The 18,554-nt window shown below is 72.6% G+C and carries 4 protein-coding genes; all 4 read left to right on the plus strand.

The genetic code is table 11. The features are described from left to right. On the plus strand, nucleotides 1-240 hold a 240-nt coding region (locus tag AB0O82_RS37150; RefSeq protein WP_363589233.1), incomplete at its 5' end, for a hypothetical protein. A gap of 774 nt (nucleotides 241-1,014) precedes the next feature. Further along, on the plus strand, nucleotides 1,015-1,755 hold the full coding sequence (locus AB0O82_RS37155) for an alpha/beta fold hydrolase (protein WP_363589235.1): 741 nt from the start codon (nucleotides 1,015-1,017) through the stop codon (nucleotides 1,753-1,755). Nucleotides 1,756-1,771: 16 nt separating this feature from the next. Then, complete coding sequence (locus tag AB0O82_RS37160) at nucleotides 1,772-6,727, plus strand: amino acid adenylation domain-containing protein (protein ID WP_363589237.1); 4,956 nt, start codon at nucleotides 1,772-1,774, stop codon at nucleotides 6,725-6,727. After that, nucleotides 6,724-18,554, plus strand: an 11,831-nt coding sequence (locus tag AB0O82_RS37165) for an amino acid adenylation domain-containing protein (protein ID WP_363589239.1), incomplete at its 3' end; no start/stop codon positions are given. The genes AB0O82_RS37160 and AB0O82_RS37165, both read left to right, overlap by 4 nt.

Here is an 18,554-nt window from a genome sequence, read left to right on the forward strand (position 1 = left end):
GCCGCGCTGCCCGCGCCCGAGGACGCGACCACGGCTGTGGGACGGGCACCGCGCACCCCGCAGGAGCAGGTCCTGTGCGAGCTGTTCGCGTCCACCGACGTGACGCACGGCGCGCTGCTGACGTCCGCCCGCCGGGGGCCCGTCCGGGCCTGCGGGCGGCGCGGGACACGAAGGAGCGGCCGTCGCGCGATCCGACGGCCTTTCGGGCCTGCGGGAGCGACTCGACGCAGAGCACTCTGAAGTGACGCCGGGGCGCGTCAACCGCAGGCCGCGACGGTTCCGGCCCGCCCCGCACGCAGGCAGCAGACTTCCCAGATAGCCACCGGAAACCGACGCGAGTGGCGCCACCCCGCTCCGCGTGGCAGCGCCGACCGGAAGCCCCGCCTCCTCACCGTACGGCCCGCTGCCGACGGCCCTGCGTGCGGCAGCCGACGAGAGCGGGAGTGTCGCGGTGACGACCGAGGCGCCGGGGCCACGGTCTCACCCGGATTCATGATGACGGGTTGGCGCAACGTCGGCCAGATGTAAGCCGACCGACTGCAGTCATGACGCCACTTCTGTCGCCAATGCGGCACGCACTCGGCCGGTTCCCCTGTACGGTGCTGGGCTCAGGGGGCGAGGATGCCTCGGACGGGAGACCGGCACAGAGCGCGGCGCGGAAGCGACCATGCAGGACGCCGCGCGCCTCGACGGGAAATCCCGCCATCGGCCGTCAACGAACTCGTGGAACACCGGTGGCACCGGCGGCCGCGCAATCCCGCCGCACTGCTGGCGAATGGAATTCCTGTCCGGTCGACGGGACAACATCCGGCGCCTGGCAGGGTTGACCGGCTCCATCGGACTGTGTGAAGTTGATAATCCTTCCCGCCCCGGTGATCGGCCCGGTCCGCGGTTTCCTCGATTGTCCGACCCTGACGTTTTCGGCGCGCGACTTCCGTCGTGCCGCATATTTCGCCAAGCGATTTCCATGGGGTATTCGTGCGAATGAATTCATCCGGAGCCAGCGTCAGACTGTTGGCCGAGACGCCGTACCTCTGGCGGGCACATCGACCCGGGGCCCGGCACCGGCTGATCTGCTTCCCGCACGCGGGTGGCGGCGCGGGGACGTTCGCGGAATGGAGCGACCTGCTGCCCGCCGAGATCGAGCTGGCCGCCGTGCAACTGCCCGGTCGGCAGAACAGGATCGCGGAGGACCCGATGACGGAGGCGGGCCCGCTCGTCGAGGCGGTCGTCGCGGAGCTGCTGCCGGTCATGGACGGATCGGTCGCGTTCTTCGGCCACTCCTGCGGCGCGATGCTGGCCTTCGAAGTCTGCAGGAGCCTGCAAGCGGCGGGCGCGCCCGTGCCCAGGCACCTGTTCCTGTCCTCGCAGCCCTCTCCGGAGGCGTTCCAGGGCCGACCGAAGCTGCATGAGTTGTCACACGAGGACTTCCGCGCGGAGATGGTCAACCTCGGCGGGATCGACGAGGAGATCGCCGAGGACGTCGAGATCCTCGACGCCCTGATGCCGGCCGTGCGAGCCGACTTCGCGATCTGGGAGCGCCACCGGGTGGCGCCGGGGCCGAGGCTCGATATCCCGCTGAGCGCGCTGGCCGGACGCACGGACGTCCGGACGCCGCTGGACACCCTCGACGGCTGGCGCGCGTACACGAGTGCCCCGTTCGACATCCGCCTCTACCCGGGCGGCCACTTCTACTTCCTGGACACGAGCACCGAGGTCCTCGCGTCCGTCGGCCGGACGTTGCTGGCGTCCTAGGTACCCGGAGGGTCTGATGACACCATCCCGAGCAATCGAGCCCGCGGACCGCGACCGGCTGCCGCGAGGACTCGACACGCCGCCCGCAGCGAACGCCACAATCCCCGTCCTGTTCGACCGTTGGGTCAGCGCCACACCGGACGCGATCGCACTGGCCGCGGACAACACGTGGCTGACCTATCGAGAGCTCGGCGAGCGGGCCGACCGCTTGGCGCGGCTGCTCGCCGCGCGCGGTGTCGGGCCCGAGACCGTGGTGGCCGTTGCCCTTCCGCGGTCCGTGCTGCTGTGGATCACCGTCCTCGCCGTGGCCAAGGCGGGCGGCGCGTACCTGCCGCTCGACCCGGCCTACCCGGCCGACCGGACCGCCTTCATGGTCGAAGACTCCGGGGCCGGCCTCGTGCTCGCGGACGCGGAATCGGCGGCGCGTCTACGGGGTCTGACCGCTCCGGTGCTGTGCCTGGACGACCTGGAGGAGCAGGCCCTCCCCACGGCCACCGCGCGAGGACCGCTGTCGGCGGCGAACACGGCGTACGTCATCTATACCTCCGGTACCACGGGCCGGCCCAAGGGCGTCGCCGTCACGCACCGCGGGCTGGCGGCCCTGGTGGCCTCTCAGACGGAGCGACTGCGGCTGACGCCGGCCAGCCGCGTGCTGCAGTTCGCCTCGCCCAGCTTCGACGCCTCCGTCTGGGAGATGTACATGGCGCTGTTCCAGGGCGGCACGCTCGTGGTGGTCGGACCCGAGCGCCTGGGCCCCGGCGCGCCGCTGGCCGAGACGCTGGACGACCACGGCGTCACCCACGTGCTGCTGCCGCCGCCGGTGCTCGCCGCGATGCCTGCCGGTTCGCTGTCCACCGTCGAGACGCTGGTCGTCGGTGGGGACGCGACCTCGCCCGAGCTGGTCGCCGCGTGGGCGCCCGGCCGACGGATGATCAACGCCTACGGGCCGACCGAAGCCACCATCTGCGCGACGATGAGTGCGCCGCTGGCCGCTGGCGGCGGGGTGCCCCCGATCGGCGGGGCCAACCTGGGGTTCCGGGTGCACGTGCTCGACGCCGAGCTGCGACCGGTGCCGGCCGGGGTCATCGGCGAGCTGTACCTCTCCGGGGCAGGTCTGGCGCGCGGGTACCTGGGTCTGCCGGGGCTGACGGCCGAACGGTTCCTCGCCTGTCCGTTCGGCGGAACCGGTGAGCGGATGTACCGCACCGGGGACCTCGTGTCCCGCACGGACCAGGGCGACCTGATGTTCCGGGGACGGGTCGACACCCAGGTCAAGATCCGCGGCCACCGCGTCGAGCCGCGTGAGATCGAGGCCGCGCTGCTCTCCCACCCCGCGATCGACCAGGCCGTCGTCGTCGCCCGTACCGGCCGGGGGATCGGCAAGAACCAGCAGCTCGTCGCGTACGTCATCCCCGCGGACCTGCCCGGTGCCGGGTCCGGCGGTTCCGCGAAGAGCGAGTTCGCGTTCGAATCGGGTTTCAGCACGGGTGAGTTGCGCGCGTTCGTGGCGCGACGCCTGCCCGCCTACCTGGTCCCCGCTGTGGTCGTCGTGCTGGACCGCTTCCCACTGACCCCCAACGGGAAGATCGACCAGAAGGCCTTCCCCGAGCCGGAGTTCGCCGGAAGCAAGTACCGCGCGCCACGCACACCGGCCGAGCAGGTGCTGGCGGACGCGTTCGCCGAAGTACTGGGCGCGGTGCGGATCGGCATCGACGACGACTTCTTCGCCATGGGCGGCGACAGCATCCAGTCGATCCAGGTGGCGTCGCGCGCCAGGGCCGGGGGCATCGCGCTGAGCCCGCGGGCGCTCTTCGAACACCGGACCGTCGTCGAACTCGCCCAGGTCGCGACCGAGGCACCGGACGGGCCCGTGCTGGCGGAACTCGACGGCGGCGGCACGGGCCGGCTGCCGCTGCTTCCGGTTGCCCGATGGGTCCGCGACTGGGGCACCGGGTTCGAACGGTTCGCCCAGGTAATGGTGGTGGACCTGCCGGCGGACATCGACCGCGACGGGCTCCTGGCGAGCCTGGACGCCGTTCTCGACCAGCACGACGTGCTGCGGTCGGCACTCATCGGCGACGAACTGGAGGTCGCGCCGCCGGGCTCGGTCCGTGCGGAGGCGCTGCTGACACGGGCCGAGGACGAGGAGGCCTGGCAGGACGAACTGGACGCCGCGACTGCCCGGCTCGCGCCCGGGGCCCGCGTGATGGCACAGTTCGTGCACTTCGCGGCCTCGGGCCGGCTCCTGATCTGCCTGCACCACCTCGCCGCGGACGGCGTGACCTGGCGCATCCTGCTGCCGGACCTCGCCGATGCCTGGGCCGCCGTCCGGGACGGCCGCCCGCCGCGGCTGCGCCCGGTCGCCACCTCCTTGCGGCGCTGGGCGCACGCCCTGCGGACGGAGGCGGGGCGGCCGGAACGCGCGGCCGAACTGGACTTCTGGCTGTCCGCGGTGCGGGCTCCGGATCCGCTGCTCGGTGCCCGACGGCTCGTCCCGGGGACCGACACCCTCACGACGGTGCACCGCACTCGCGTCGAACTGCCCGCGGACGTCACCGAGGCCCTGCTGACCACGCTGCCGACGGCCTTCCGGGCCGGGGCCGAAGAAGGCCTGCTGGCCGCGCTCGTCACCGCCCTCGCCGTCTGGCGCCGCCGCCGCGGAGTGGAGGAACCCACCGCGCTGATCCGGCTGGAGGGGCACGGCCGGGAGGAGGGCGCCGCACCCGGCGCGGACCTCTCCCGCACGGCCGGCTGGTTCACCAGCGTCTACCCCGTGCGGTTCGACCTGGCGGGGATCGACGTCGACGACGCCTTCGCCGGTGGCCCGGCCGCCGGACGGCTGCTCAAATCCGTCAAGGAACGGCTGCGCTCGGTTCCGGACAAGGGCATCGGCTACGGCCTCCTGCGCTTCCTCAACCCGGACACCGCCGAGGTGTTGCGGCCGCACCCGATCGGCCAGGTCGGATTCAACTACCTCGGCCAGTTTGCCGCGCCCTCCGGGCAGGACGGATTCGCCCGTGCCGCCGGTTTCGAGGAGCTGGACGAACTGGACGCCGGTCAGGACCCGCGCATGCCGGCACCCGCTGAGCTCGACGTCAACGCCAGCGTCACCGACACCGGAGCGGGACCGCTCCTGAGCGCTCAGTTTGCCGCGCCCGTCGGTGTGCTCCCGCCCGAGGACGTGCGCGAACTCGCGGACCTGTGGTGCGTCGCGCTGACCTCCCTTGCCCGGCACGCCACCGAGCCCGGCACCGGCGGGCTGACCCCGTCCGACCTGCCGCTGGTCCGCACCCGGCAGGAGGAGATCGAGGAGTGGGAGCAGAAGTACCCAGGTCTGTCGGACGTCTGGCCGGTGACGCCACTGCAGGCCGGGCTGCTGTTCCACTCGCAGCTCAACGAATCCCGCTTCGACGCCTACCAGGTCCAGTACACGCTGCACCTGTCCGGGCCCGTCGACCCCGGCCGGCTGCGGGCCGCCGCGCAGGCACTGACCAAGCGGCACGCGGCACTGCGCACGGCGTTCGTACCGGACGCCCACGGTGACCTGCTCGCCCTCGTGGTGGACGGCCTGCGCCTGCCGTGGCGGGAGCTTGACCTGAGCGCCCTGGACCCCGCCGATCGCGCAGCGGCCTTCGAGCGGCTGCTGACCGACGACCTCGCCGTCCACTTCGACCCCGCCAGGCCGCCGTTGCTGCGGATGACCCTGGTGACCACCGGCCCGCAGCGCTCCGAGTTGGTCCTGACCGCCCACCACGTCCTCTTCGACGGCTGGTCGTTGCCGGTCCTGGTCCGGGACCTGCTGCACACCTACGGCGACGGACCCGCGCTGCCTCAGGCACGCGGATTCCGGGACTTCCTGGCGTGGCGGTCGCGACAGGACGACGCCCTGCCGGCCCGGGTGTGGGCCGAGGAACTCAAGGCCCTCGACGGACCCGTGCACCTCGCCCCCGGAACCGAGCCCGACTCCACGGGCATCGGCCAGACCGACGTCCCGCTGTCGTGGGAGCGGTCCCGCCTGCTCACCGGCCGAGCCGCCGAACTCGGCGTCACGACCAACACCGTGGTGCAGGGCGCCTGGGCCGTCCTGCTGACCCTGCTGACCAACCGCACCGAGGTCGTGTTCGGGACGACCGTGGCAGGCCGCCCGCCCGCGGTGGCGGATGTGGACAGCGCCGTCGGAGTCTTCCTCAACACCGTGCCCGTGCCGGTGCGCTGCGCCCCCGACGACACCCTGTCCGAACTGCTCGTCGGGTTGCAGCGCCGACAGGCCGCACTGATGGACCACCACCACTACGGCCTGAGCGACATCCACGCCGCGGCGGGGGTGACCGCCCTGTTCGACACGATCGTGGGATTCGAGTCCTTCCCGCTGGACCGGGCGGGGATCACCGAGGCCGGCGAGCTGGCCGGGATCACGGTGACCGGCTTGCGCTCGTTCACCGCCACCCACTACCCGCTGACCGTGATGGCCATGGTCGCCGGGAACCGCCTGCGTCTGGCGCTGCAGTACCAGCGGGGCGCGTTCGACGAGGACCGCGCGACCCGGATCGCCGCGCTGTTCGGCCGGATCCTCGACCGGATCGCTGACGACCCGGCACTGCTGCTCGGCGAGCTCGACGTGCTCACCGCCAAGGACGACGGGCTGATCGTGGACGCGGCCGGGAGCGGCCCGGAGGCCGTCGGCACCGGCTACGAGCCGCCGCGGACCGCCACCGAGGAGCAGCTCTGCGAGCTGTACGCAGAGGTACTCGGCGTCGAGCGGGTCGGCGTCCACGACGACTTCTTCGCGCTGGGCGGGAACTCCGTGCTCGCCACGCGGCTGATCAGCCGCATCCGCAGGTCCCTCGGGACGGACATACAGATCCGGACCGTCTTCCAGGCCCCCGACGTCGCCAGGCTGGCGGACACGGTCCGGGCCGCCTCCACCACCAGCCAGCCCGTGCTGCGCAAGATGAACAGGAGTGGGCAGTGACGATCCCGTTGTCCTTCGCGCAACGCCGGTTGTGGTTCATCCACCGCTTCCAAGGACCCTCGACGACGTACAACGTGCCGTTCACGATCAGGATGGAGGGCGTCCTCGACGTCCCCGCGCTGCGGCTGGCGGTGCGTGACCTGCTGGTGCGGCACGAGACCCTGCGCACCCTGATCGTCGAGGAGGACGGCGCCCCCGGGCAGCACGTGCTGCCCGCCGACGGTCTGGACTTCGCGGTCCCGCTCCTCGACATCGGGCCCGACCGGTCCACCGAGGACGCCGTCGCGGAGGTCGCCGCCCACGAGTTCGACCTGGCCGCCGAAGTACCCGTCCGTGCGGCGCTGCTGCGTTCCGGCCCCACCCGGCACGTCCTCGTGCTGCTGGTCCACCACATCGCCGCGGACGGCGAGTCGATGGCGCCGCTCGCCCGCGACTTCTCCGCCGCCTACACCGCCCGTGTCCACGGCACCGCGCCGGACTGGCCGGAACTGCCGGTGCAGTACGTCGACTACACGCTCTGGCAGCGGGAGGTGCTCGGCGACGAGACCGATCCGGACAGCGTGCTGGCGACCCAACTCGGCTACTGGCGCAAGGAACTGGCCGGTCTCCCACAGCCCGTGCGGCTACCCGTGGACCGCCCGCGCCCCCCGGTGGCGGGCCACCGCGGTGACGTGGTCGGGTTCGGGTTCGAGCCGGACGTCGTGGCCGCGGCCGAGAAACTGGCCCGCGAGCGGGACGTCACGCTGCCGATGATGCTGCAGGCGGCTTTGGCGGTGCTGCTGCACCGCTCGGGCGCCGGGGACGACATCGCGTTCGGATCGACCATCGCCGGCCGCACCGACGACCAGCTCACCGACCTCGTGGGCTTCTTCGTGAACACCTGGGTGCTGCGCGCCGACCTGGGCGGCAACCCGTCCTTCGAGTCGGTGCTGGACGGCGTCCGGGAGAAGGCCCTGGCGGCCTACGACAACCAGGACGCACCGTTCGAACGGCTGGTCGAGCTGCTCAACCCGGAACGTTCCACGGCCTACCACCCGCTGTTCCAGGTCATGTTCACCTGGGAGGACGACGCCTGGATCGATCTCGAACTCCCGGGCCTGGAAGCCAGGTTGGAGGCCCGCTCGACTCCGACTGCCAAGTTCGACCTGGAGTTCAACTTCTTCACCGACCCCACCCGGCCGGGACTGCTCTGCTACCTGGAGTACGCCACCGACCTGTTCGACCGGGCGACCGCCGAGGGCTTCGCCGACCGCTTCACCCGGCTCGTAGACCGGTTGGTGTCGGCACCGGCCACCCGGATCGGTTCCGCCGACGTACTGGAGCCCAGGGAGCACGAGTTCCTGCGCGCGCTCAACGACACCGCCGCGCCCGTGCCGGAGTTGACCGTCCACGGGCTCGTCGAGCGCCGGGCCGCCGCGGCACCGGACGCCGTCGCGGTCGTCTTCGGCGACGACTCGCTGACCTACGCGCAGCTCGACGCGCGCGCCGACCGGGTCGCGGCCGAATTGCGGGCCCGGGGCGCCGGGCCCGAGGCGGTCGTGGGGTTGGCCGTGCCGCGCTCGGCGGACCTCGTCGTCGCCCTGCTCGGCGTCCTCAAGTCGGGCGCCGCGTACCTGCCGATGGACCCGCGGTACCCCAGCAGGAGGCTGGAACTCGTCCTGGACCAGGCCCGGCCGGCTCTGGTCCTCACCGACACGGCGACCGCCGGCGCCCTGCCGACGAACGGCACCGCCGTGCTGTGCCTGGACGACATCGACTTCGCGGCACCGTGCCCGGGGACGACCGGGCGGCAGGCCCGGCCGGACAACCTCGCCTACGTGATGTACACCTCCGGCTCCACGGGCACGCCGAAGGGCGTCGCCATCACGCACCGGGACGTCGTCAACGGTGTTCTGCGCCTCGCGGCCGTCGTCGGGACCGGCCCCGGTACCCGGACGCTCGCCGGGACATCGGTGAACTTCGACGTGTCGGTTTTCGAGCTCTTCACCACCCTGGCCGTCGGCGGCAGCGTCGAGGTCGTCCGCGACGTGCTGGTGATCGGGGAGCGGGACGGTTGGAGCGGCGGGGTGATCAGCACCGTTCCGTCGGTGTTCGCCGAACTGCTCGACCAGGTCTCCGGCCGGATCCACGCGGATGCCGTCGTCTTCGCCGGGGAGGCGCTCCCCACGTCGCTGGTCCGACGCGTCCGCGAGCGGATCCCCGGCGTCCGGGTGATCAACGCCTACGGGCAGAGCGAGTCGTTCTACGCCACGGCCCACACCGTCGACGGCCCCGCTGCCCCGCACGCCGTCGGTGTCCCGATCGGCGTGCCGCTGGGCAACATGCGCGGCTACGTCCTGGGGCCCGGACTCACCCCGGCCCCCGTCGGCGTGGTCGGTGAGCTGTACGTCGCCGGGCTGATCGGGCGCGGTTACCACGGCCGGCCGGGCCTGACGGCCGACCGCTTCGTCGCCGACCCGTTCGGCGCGCCGGGCGAGCGGATGTACCGCACCGGCGACCTGGCCCGCTGGACCGCCGACGGGCACCTGGAGTACGCCGTCCGGGCCGACGACCAGCTCAAGGTGCGCGGGTTCCGGATCGAGCCGGGCGAGGTCGAGGCCGCGATCGCCGACCACCCCGGCGTCGCGCAGGCCGTGGTGACCGCGCACGAGCGAGGGCACGGCGGCAAGCACCTCGTCGGCTACGTCGTGCCCGTCGACGCGCGCAACGGCGGCCTCGGCAGCGTGGACAGCCTCGGTGAGCTCGACGTCGACCTGACCACTCGGGTGTCGGCGCGGGACCTGCGCCGGTTCGTCGCGGCCCGGCTGCCCGAGTTCATGGTGCCCTCGGTGTTCGTCGTGCTGGACCGGCTCCCGCTGGCGCCCAACGGCAAGCTGGACCGGAAGGCGCTTCCCGAGCCGCAGTTCACGGGCGGGCAGTACCGGGCACCCGGCACGCCCACCGAGGAGATCCTGGCCGCGGTGTACGCCGAGGTGCTCGGGCTGGACCGGGTCGGCGTCGACGACGACTTCTTCGCCGTCGGCGGCGACAGCATCCGCTCCATCCAGGTCGTCTCACGGGCCCGCGCTCGCGGCGTCGAGATCAGCGCAAAGGCGATCTTCGAGCTGCGCACCGTGGCCGAACTGGCCGCGCTGGCCGGAGCCGCAACGCCGACGGACCAGGCCGGACCGGTCCTGACGGAACTGGAGGGCGGTGGGGTCGGATCGCTGCCCCTCCTGCCGGTGGCCCGGTACATCACGGAGGTCGGCGGGGGCAACCGGTTCGCCATGTCCCTGGTCGTCGACCTGCCTGCGGATATCGACCACGACGGGCTCGTGGCCACCCTGACCGCCGTGTTCGACCGGCACGACGCCCTGCGCGCCCGGCTGACCGCCGACGCCCTGGAGGTCGCCCCGCCGGGATCGACGGACCCGACGGCCGTGATCCGCCGGGTCGACTGCGACGGGAGCTGGGACGCGGCCTGGGGCCGGCTCGCCGCCGCCGAACTCGACGCGGCCACCCGCCGACTCGACCCCGCCGCCGGCGTGGTGGCCCAGTTCGTGTGGTTCGCCGGACCGCGGACCGGCCGCCTGCTGATCGTGCTCCAGCACCACGTCGTGGACGGCGTCTCCTGGCGGATCCTGCTGCCCGACCTCGCCACCGCCTGGGAAGCCGTACGCGCGGGCCGGACGCCCGAGTTGGCGCCCGTGCCGACCTCACTGCGCCGCTGGGCACACGCCCTGGCCGACACCGCCCCCCGGCGGGCGGCCGAACTCCCGCTGTGGCGCGCCGTGGTGGCCGGTCCCGACCCGCTGCTCGGCTCCCGGCGACCGGACCCCGCTGTGGACGTCATGTCCACCGTGGAACACCACTGGCTCCGCCTGTCGCAGCCGGTCACCGAGGCCCTGCTGACCACGCTGCCCGCGAAGTACCGCAGCGGCGTCAACGACGGACTGCTCACCGCGCTGGCCCTGGCCGTCGCCCGCTGGCGCCGCGACCGCGGCACCGCCGACCCCTCGGTCCTGCTGCGGCTGGAGGGACACGGCCGGGAGGAGCAGATCGTGCCCGGCGCAGACCTCTCCCGCACGGTGGGTTGGTTCACCAGCGTGTTCCCGGTCCGTCTCGACCTCGGCGGCGTGGACCTCGACGGGGCCTTCGCCAGCGGCGCGGCCGCCGGCAGCGCGGTCAAGGCCGTCAAGGAACAGCTCCTCGCCGTCCCGGACAAGGGCATCGGCTACGGCCTGCTGCGTTACCTCGACGCCGAGTCGGCAGCCGTGCTCGGGCGCTACCCGACCGGCCAGATCAGCTTCAACTACCTCGGCAGGTTCTCCGCCACGGACATGCCCGAGGACCTGCGGGGCCTCGGCTGGACCCAGGCCCCCGGCACGTCCGAGCTGATCGCCGCCCCCGACGACACCATGCCGGCCCTATCAGTGCTGGACGTGGGAGCACTGGTCACCGACGGTGCGGGCGGTCCCCGGCTGGCCGCACGGCTGAGCTTCCCCAGCGGTGTCCTCACCGCCGAGGAGGTCCGGGAACTCGCGGAACTCTGGCGCGAGGCGCTGACCGCGCTCGCCGACCACGCGACGGATCCGGACCCGGGCGGACTGACACCGTCCGACGTCCCCCTGGTCTCCGTCACCCAGCCGGAACTCGACCTCTGGGAGCAGCGGTACCCGGGCCTCGCGGATGTCTGGCCGCTCACCGCGATGCAGTCAGGCCTGCTCTTCCACGCCATGCTCGCCGACACCTCCTTCGACGCCTACCAGATGCAGCTCTCGTTCCACCTGTCCGGTCCGGTGGACCCGGACCGGATGCGAGCGGCGGGCCAGGAACTACTGGACCGTCACCCGAACCTGCGCTCGGCCTTCGTCACCGGCGCCGCGGGCGACCGGATCCAGGTCGTGCCCCGGAACGTCGCGCTGCCCTGGCGCGAGCACGACTTCAGCGACCTCGCCGAGCCGGACCGCGAAGCCGCCGTCGCACGGCTGCTGGCACAGGACCACGACAACCACTTCGACCTGGCCACGGCGCCGCTGCTGCGCATGCAGCTCGTGAAGCTCGCCGCCGACCGGTGGGAGCTGGTGCTCACCGCCCACCACGTGCTGTTCGACGGTTGGTCCGTGCCGTTGCTGATGCAGGAACTGCTGCGGAACTACCGCGCCGACGGTGCGACGACGCCGCGCCGCCGCGGTTTCCGCGACTTCCTGGCCTGGTTGGCGGCCCGGGACCGGGCCGCCGCCGCGCTGGCCTGGACCGAGGAGCTCGCCGGCGTGGACCGGCCGACGCTGCTGGCACCGACAGTCGCGGACACCTCGGCGCGGGAGACCGCGGCCGGGATCGGCCAGGCCGACGTCCGCCTCGACACGGACACCGCCCGCACGCTGGCCCGCCGCGCGGCCGAGCTGGGGGTCACGCTCAACACCCTGGTGCAGGCGACCTGGGCGGTGCTGCTCGGCAGGCTGACCGGCCGCGACGACGTGGTGTTCGGTGCGACGGTGTCCGGTCGCCCCGCGGACGTCCCCGACGTGGACTCGATGATCGGACTGTTCATCAACACCCTTCCGGTGCGCGTGAGGTGTTCGCCGTCCGACTCCCTGGCCGAGCTGCTCACCGACCTGCAGCGCCGGCAGGCCGCCCTGCTGGACCACCACCACTTCGGACTGTCCGAGATCCACCGCATCACCGAACTCAACGTCCTGTTCGACACGGTGGTCGTCTTCGAGTCCTACCCGGTCGACCAGGCCGGGATCGAGGAAGCGGGCACCACCGCCGGGATCGCCATCACCAGCGTGTCGCCCTTCAGCGGAACGCACTACCCGCTCACCGTGATGGTCACCGCCGAACCGAACCTGCGCATCGGGCTGCAGTACCAGCACGGAGTGTTCGAGCAGCGCACCGTCGCCGACATCGCCGATCGCTTCCTGCGCGTGCTCCAGCAGTTCGCGGACGACCCGCGGATCACCGTCGGCCGCCTCGACGTCCTCGACGCCGAGGAGCGCGACCGCGTCGTCCGCGGCTGGAACGACACCGCACGGGACGTCCCGGCCCGCACGCTGCACGCCGCCTTCGAGGAGCAGGTCCGTAGGACACCGGACAACCCCGCCCTCCACTTCGAGGGCGAGACGCTCGACTACTCGGAGTTCAACCGGCGCGCCAACCGCTTCGCACACTGGCTGACCGACCACGGTGCCGGGCCCGAACGGGTCGTCGCGCTGCGGCTGCCCCGCTCGTTCGACCTGCTCGTCGCGGTCTACGGCGTACTCAAGTCCGGGGCCGCTCTCCTGCCCGTCGAGGTCGACCAGCCGGCGGAGCGCGTCGAGCACCTGCTCACCGACGCCGCGCCCGTGCTGGTCGTCGAAGAACTGCCGGACACCACCGCGTACCCGGACCACGACCCGGCCGTCCCCCTGACCCCGGACCACGCCGCCTACGTGATCTACACGTCCGGATCGACCGGAAAGCCCAAGGGCGTGGTCGTCTCGCACCGCTCGATCGGCAACCGGATCGCCTGGGGCCACGGCACCTACGGACTGGCGCAGGGCGACCGGATGCTACTCAAGACCTCCGTCGGCTTCGACGTCTCCCTGCCCGAACTGTTCTGGCCGCTGCTGGTCGGCGCGGGGCTCGTGATCGCCCGACCGGACGGACACCGGGACCCCCGGTACCTGGCCGGGCTGATCCGGGAACAGAACGTGACCGACGTCGACTTCGTGCCTTCGATGCTCGCGGCGTTCCTCGCCGAACCCACCGCAGGCGACTGCACCAGCCTGCGCCGGGTCGAGGCCGCCGGCGAGGCACTCACGGCCAGCCTGGCCGCCCGGTTCCAGGAGGTGCTACCGGGAACCGAACTGCACAACCTGTACGGCCCGACCGAGGCCGCGGTCGAGGTGACCGCCTGGCGGTACCGGCCCGAGGCCGGACAGGTGGCCGTGCCGATCGGCACGCCGGTCTGGAACACCCAGGTCTACGTCCTCGACGCGGCCCTGCAGCCGGTGCCCCCGGGCGCCCTCGGCGAGCTCTACCTGGCCGGCGTGCAGCTCGCCCGCGGTTACCTGAACCGGCCGGACCTGACCGCGGACCGGTTCGTGGCCAACCCGTTCGCCCCGGGACAGCGGATGTACCGCACCGGTGACCTGGTCACCCGGCGGGAGGACGGCGCGATCGTCTACCGGGGCCGGGCCGACTTCCAGGTCAAGGTGCGCGGGTTCCGGATCGAGCCCGGAGAGATCGAGGCCGCGCTGCTCGCCCACCCCGGCGTCGATCACGCGATCGCGATCACCCGTGAGGACACCCCCGGGGACCAGCGGCTCGTCGCCTACGTCGTGCCCGATGTGACCGGATCGGACACCGGCGCGGGCGAGCAGGTCGACGAGTGGCAGGAGGTCTACGACTCGACCTACTCCCAGACCACCGGGGCCGCCTGGGGCGAGGACTTCACCGGCTGGAACTCCAGCTACACCGGGACGCCGATCCCCCTGCGGGAGATGCGCGCCTGGCGGGACGCCGCGGTCCGCCAGGTGCTGTGCTGGTCGCCCCGACGGGTCGTCGAACTCGGCGTCGGCTCGGGGCTGCTCCTCGCCCACCTGGTTCCCGAGGTGGACGAGTACTGGGCCACAGACTTCTCCGCCCCGGCGCTCGACGAACTGCGGACCCAGGTCGAACGGGCCAGGCACGGTGAACGGGTCTGGCTGCGCTGCCAGCCCGCCGAGGACGTCTCCGGTCTCCCACGCGGGCACTTCGACACCGTGCTGGTCAACTCCGTCGTCCAGTACTTCCCGGACGCCCTCTACCTCGACACGGTCCTGACCCAGGCCCTGGACCTGCTCTCACCGGGCGGCCGGATCGTGCTCGGCGACATCCGGTACGGCGGCTCGCTGCCGGTGCTCAAGGCCGCCGTGCACCGCACCCAGCAGCCGACGGCGACACCGGCGGCGGTCCGGGCCGCGGTCCAACAGGCAGTGCTGACCGAGCGGGAACTCGTTCTCGACCCGGAGTGGTTCACCCGCTGGGCCGCCGACCACCCGGGCGTCCAGGCCGACATCCGGCTGAAGCCCGGACGGGCGCGCAACGAGCTGACCCGGCACCGCTACGAGGTCGTGCTGCACAAGGCCGCTCCGGACGCGGTGTCCGCGGAGGCACTCCCGACGACGGTGTGGGGCCGGCAGGCCTACGACCTCGGGGACCTGGCCGAACTCTGCCGCTCGGCGGGCACCGCACCGATCCGGGTCACCCGCATCCCCAACGCCCGGCTGGCGGCCGAGGTCGAGGCCGCCGCAGCCGCCGGGGTGATCCCGCCGCCCACCGCGGCGGGCCCGGCGCTCGACCCGCAGGACCTGCTCGACTGGGCCGCCCGGCTGGGCTGGGGCGCGGTGACGGTCTGGACCCCGGGCGTCGTCGAGTGCTTCGACGCGGTCGTGTTCCCGGCCGGGCCGGTGACCGCTCGCGTCGTCACCGGTGCCGTTGCCCCGACCACCCGGCCGCAACGCTCGCTGGTCAACGACCCGGCTGCCGCCCGGCAGATCCGCGCGCTGGTCACGGCACTGCGGGGGTACCTGCGCGACCGGCTGCCGGAGTACATGGTGCCCTCGGCCGTGGTCGCCATCGGCGAGGTGCCGTTGAGCCCGAGCGGAAAGCTCGACCGGCGCGCCCTGCCCGTGCCCGACTACGCGGCCGCGTCCACCGGGCGGGCCCCGCGGACGCCGCGGGAGGAGGTGCTCTGCGCGGTCTTCGCCGAGGTGCTCGGGCTGGACCGGGTCGGCATCGACGACGACTTCTTCGCCCTGGGCGGCCACTCGCTGCTCGCCACCCGGCTGGTCAGCCGGATCCGCACGGCCCTGGACACGGAGCTGTCGATCCGACAGGTGTTCGACCAACCGACCGTCGCCCGGCTGATCGAGCACGCCTCCGCGAGCGCACCCGCCCGCGCACCGCTGCGGCCCGCCCAGCCGCGGCCCGAACGGGTCCCGCTGTCGTTCGCCCAGCGCCGGCTGTGGTTCGTCGACCGCTTCGAAGGGCCCTCCGCCACCTACAACCTCCCCTTCGTACTGCGGCTCACCGGCCAGCTCGACACCGCCGTGCTGCACGCGGCGCTGCGGGACGTCGTGACCCGGCACGAGAGCCTGCGCACCCTGCTGGGCGAGGAGTCCGGGGTGCCGTTCCAGTGGGTGCTCCCGGCCGCCGACGTCGTACTGGACCTGCCGGTGACGACCGTGGCCCCCGAAGACCTCGACGCCACCGTACTGGCCACCGCCGCCCGGCCGTTCGACCTGGCCCGGCAGATCCCGATACGGCCGCAGGTATTCCGGCTGGCGGAGCAGGACCACGTCCTGCTGCTGCTCGTCCACCACATCGCCGGCGACGGCGAGTCGATGGCACCGCTGGCCCGCGACCTGGCCGCGGCGTACGAGGCCCGGCTGACCGGTGCCGAGCCCGGCTGGGCACAACTGCCGGTGCAGTACGTCGACTACACGCTCTGGCAACGCGCGGCGCTCGGCGAGGAGTCCGACGAGGACAGCCTGCTGGCCGCGCAGGCCCGCTACTGGCGGGCCGAACTGGCCGGAGTGCCGCACCCACTGCCCCTGCCGACCGACCGACCGCGGCCGCCGGTCGCCACCCACCGCGGCGACGTCGTCGAGTTCTCCGTCGGACCGGACACCATGACCGCGGTCGACGAACTGGCGCGGGATCACAGTGCCACCGCCGCCATGGTCCTGCAGGCCGCGCTGGCGGTGCTGCTGCACCGGCTCGGCGGAGGCGACGACGTGGCCATCGGCTCCCCGATCGCGAACCGCACCGACCAGGCCCTGGCCGACCTCGTCGGTTTCTTCGTCAACACCTGGGTCCTGCGCACCGACCTGGCTGGCAGTCCGTCCTTCGACGAGCTGCTCGACCAGGTGCGCGGCAAGGCGCTCGCGGCCTACGACAACCAGGACGCGCCCTTCGAACGACTCGTGGAACTGCTCAATCCGGAACGCTCCACCGCCTACCATCCGCTCTTCCAAGTGATGTTCGCCTGGCAGAACTTCACCCGGCGGGACTTCACCCTGCCCGGCGTCCGCGTCGGGTTCGAGCGGATGCGCACCGACACGGCGAAGTTCGACCTGTTCTTCAACCTGGCCGACCTACCGGGCGAAGGCGTGTACGGCAACCTCGAGTACGCCACCGACCTGTTCGACCGGGCCACCGCCGAGACGATCGCCGCCCGGTTCGTCCGGGTCCTGCACCAGCTCGTCACCGAACCCGGCCGACGGGTCACCACGGTCGACCTCCTCGACCCGGCCGAACACCGGCGGTTGGTGGAGAACCTCAACGACACCTCCTCCGAGGTCCCGCACGTTACGGTGCCGGAGCTGTTCGGGCGGCAGGTCGCGGCGGCCCCCGACGCCGTCGCGGTGGTCTGCGACGACGTCACCCTCACCTACGCGCAGCTCGACGTTCGCTCCGACCGCATCGCGGCCGAGCTGACCGGTCGCGGCGTCGGTCCGGAAACGGTCGTCGGCCTCGCCCTGCCCCGCTCGGCCGACCTGGTCGCGGGTCTGCTCGGCATCCTCAAGTCGGGCGCCGCCTACCTCCCGATCGACCCGCGCTACCCGAGCGGCCGACTGGGACACATCCTGGCCGAGGCCCGGCCCCGGCTCCTCCTCACGGACTCGGCGACCGCGGACGCGCTGTCGAGCACGGAGGCCCCCGTGCTGCTCCTGGACCGGGCCGACCTCGCCCCGGCCACCACCGTCCCGGCCGTCGCGCCGCACCCGGACAACCTCGCGTACGTGATGTACACCTCGGGATCGACCGGGATGCCCAAGGGCGTCGCGATCACCCACCGTGCGGTGGTCAACGGGGTCACCCAGCTGGCCGGCGTCCTCGGCGCTGGGCCCCGCACCATGATGCTCGCCGGCACCTCGGTCAACTTCGACGTCTCCGTCTTCGAGACGGTGACGACGCTGGCCACCGGCGGCACGGTCGAGGTGGTCCGCGACGTCCTGGCCCTGGACGAGCGCGAGCACTGGGCCGGCGGCGTGATCAGCACCGTGCCGTCGGTGTTCGCGGAACTGCTGGACCGACTGGACGCACGGGTGGAGGCGGACACCTTGGTCTTCGCCGGCGAGGCACTGCCCGGATCGCTGGTCCGACGTGTCCGTGAGGCGTTCCCGCACGCCCGCGTGATCAACGCCTACGGCCAGAGCGAGTCCTTCTACGCCACCACCTTCACCGTCACCGGCGAGCACGAGGACAACGTCCCGATCGGCACCCCGCTGGGGAACGTGCGTACGTACGTCCTGGGGCCCGGACTCACCCCGGCCCCCGTCGGCGTGGTCGGTGAGCTGTACGTCGCCGGGCTGATCGGGCGCGGTTACCACGGCCGGCCGGGCCTGACGGCCGACCGCTTCGTCGCCGACCCGTTCGGCGCGCCGGGCGAGCGGATGTACCGCACCGGCGACCTGGCCCGCTGGACCGCCGACGGGCACCTGGAGTACGTCGGCCGTGACGACGCCCAGACCAAGGTGCGCGGACTGCGGATCGAACCCGGCGAGATCGAAGCGGCGCTGACCGCACACCCCGGGGTCCTCCAGGCGGTCGTGACTGTGCACCAGGGCAAGGGAACCGCGAAGCACCTCGTCGGCTACGTCGTCCCCTCGACGCCCGTGGCGGACGGCGACATCGACTTCACCACCGGGGTGTCGGCGCGGGACCTGCGCCGGTTCGTCGCGGCCCGGCTGCCCGAGTTCATGGTGCCCTCGGTGTTCGTGGTGCTGGACCGGCTCCCGCTGGCGCCCAACGGCAAGCTGGACCGGAAGGCGCTTCCCGAGCCGCAGTTCACGGGCGGGCAGTACCGGGCACCCGG

This window comes from Kitasatospora sp. NPDC088264 (genome assembly GCF_040685715.1).
Classification (GTDB): domain Bacteria; phylum Actinomycetota; class Actinomycetes; order Streptomycetales; family Streptomycetaceae; genus Kitasatospora.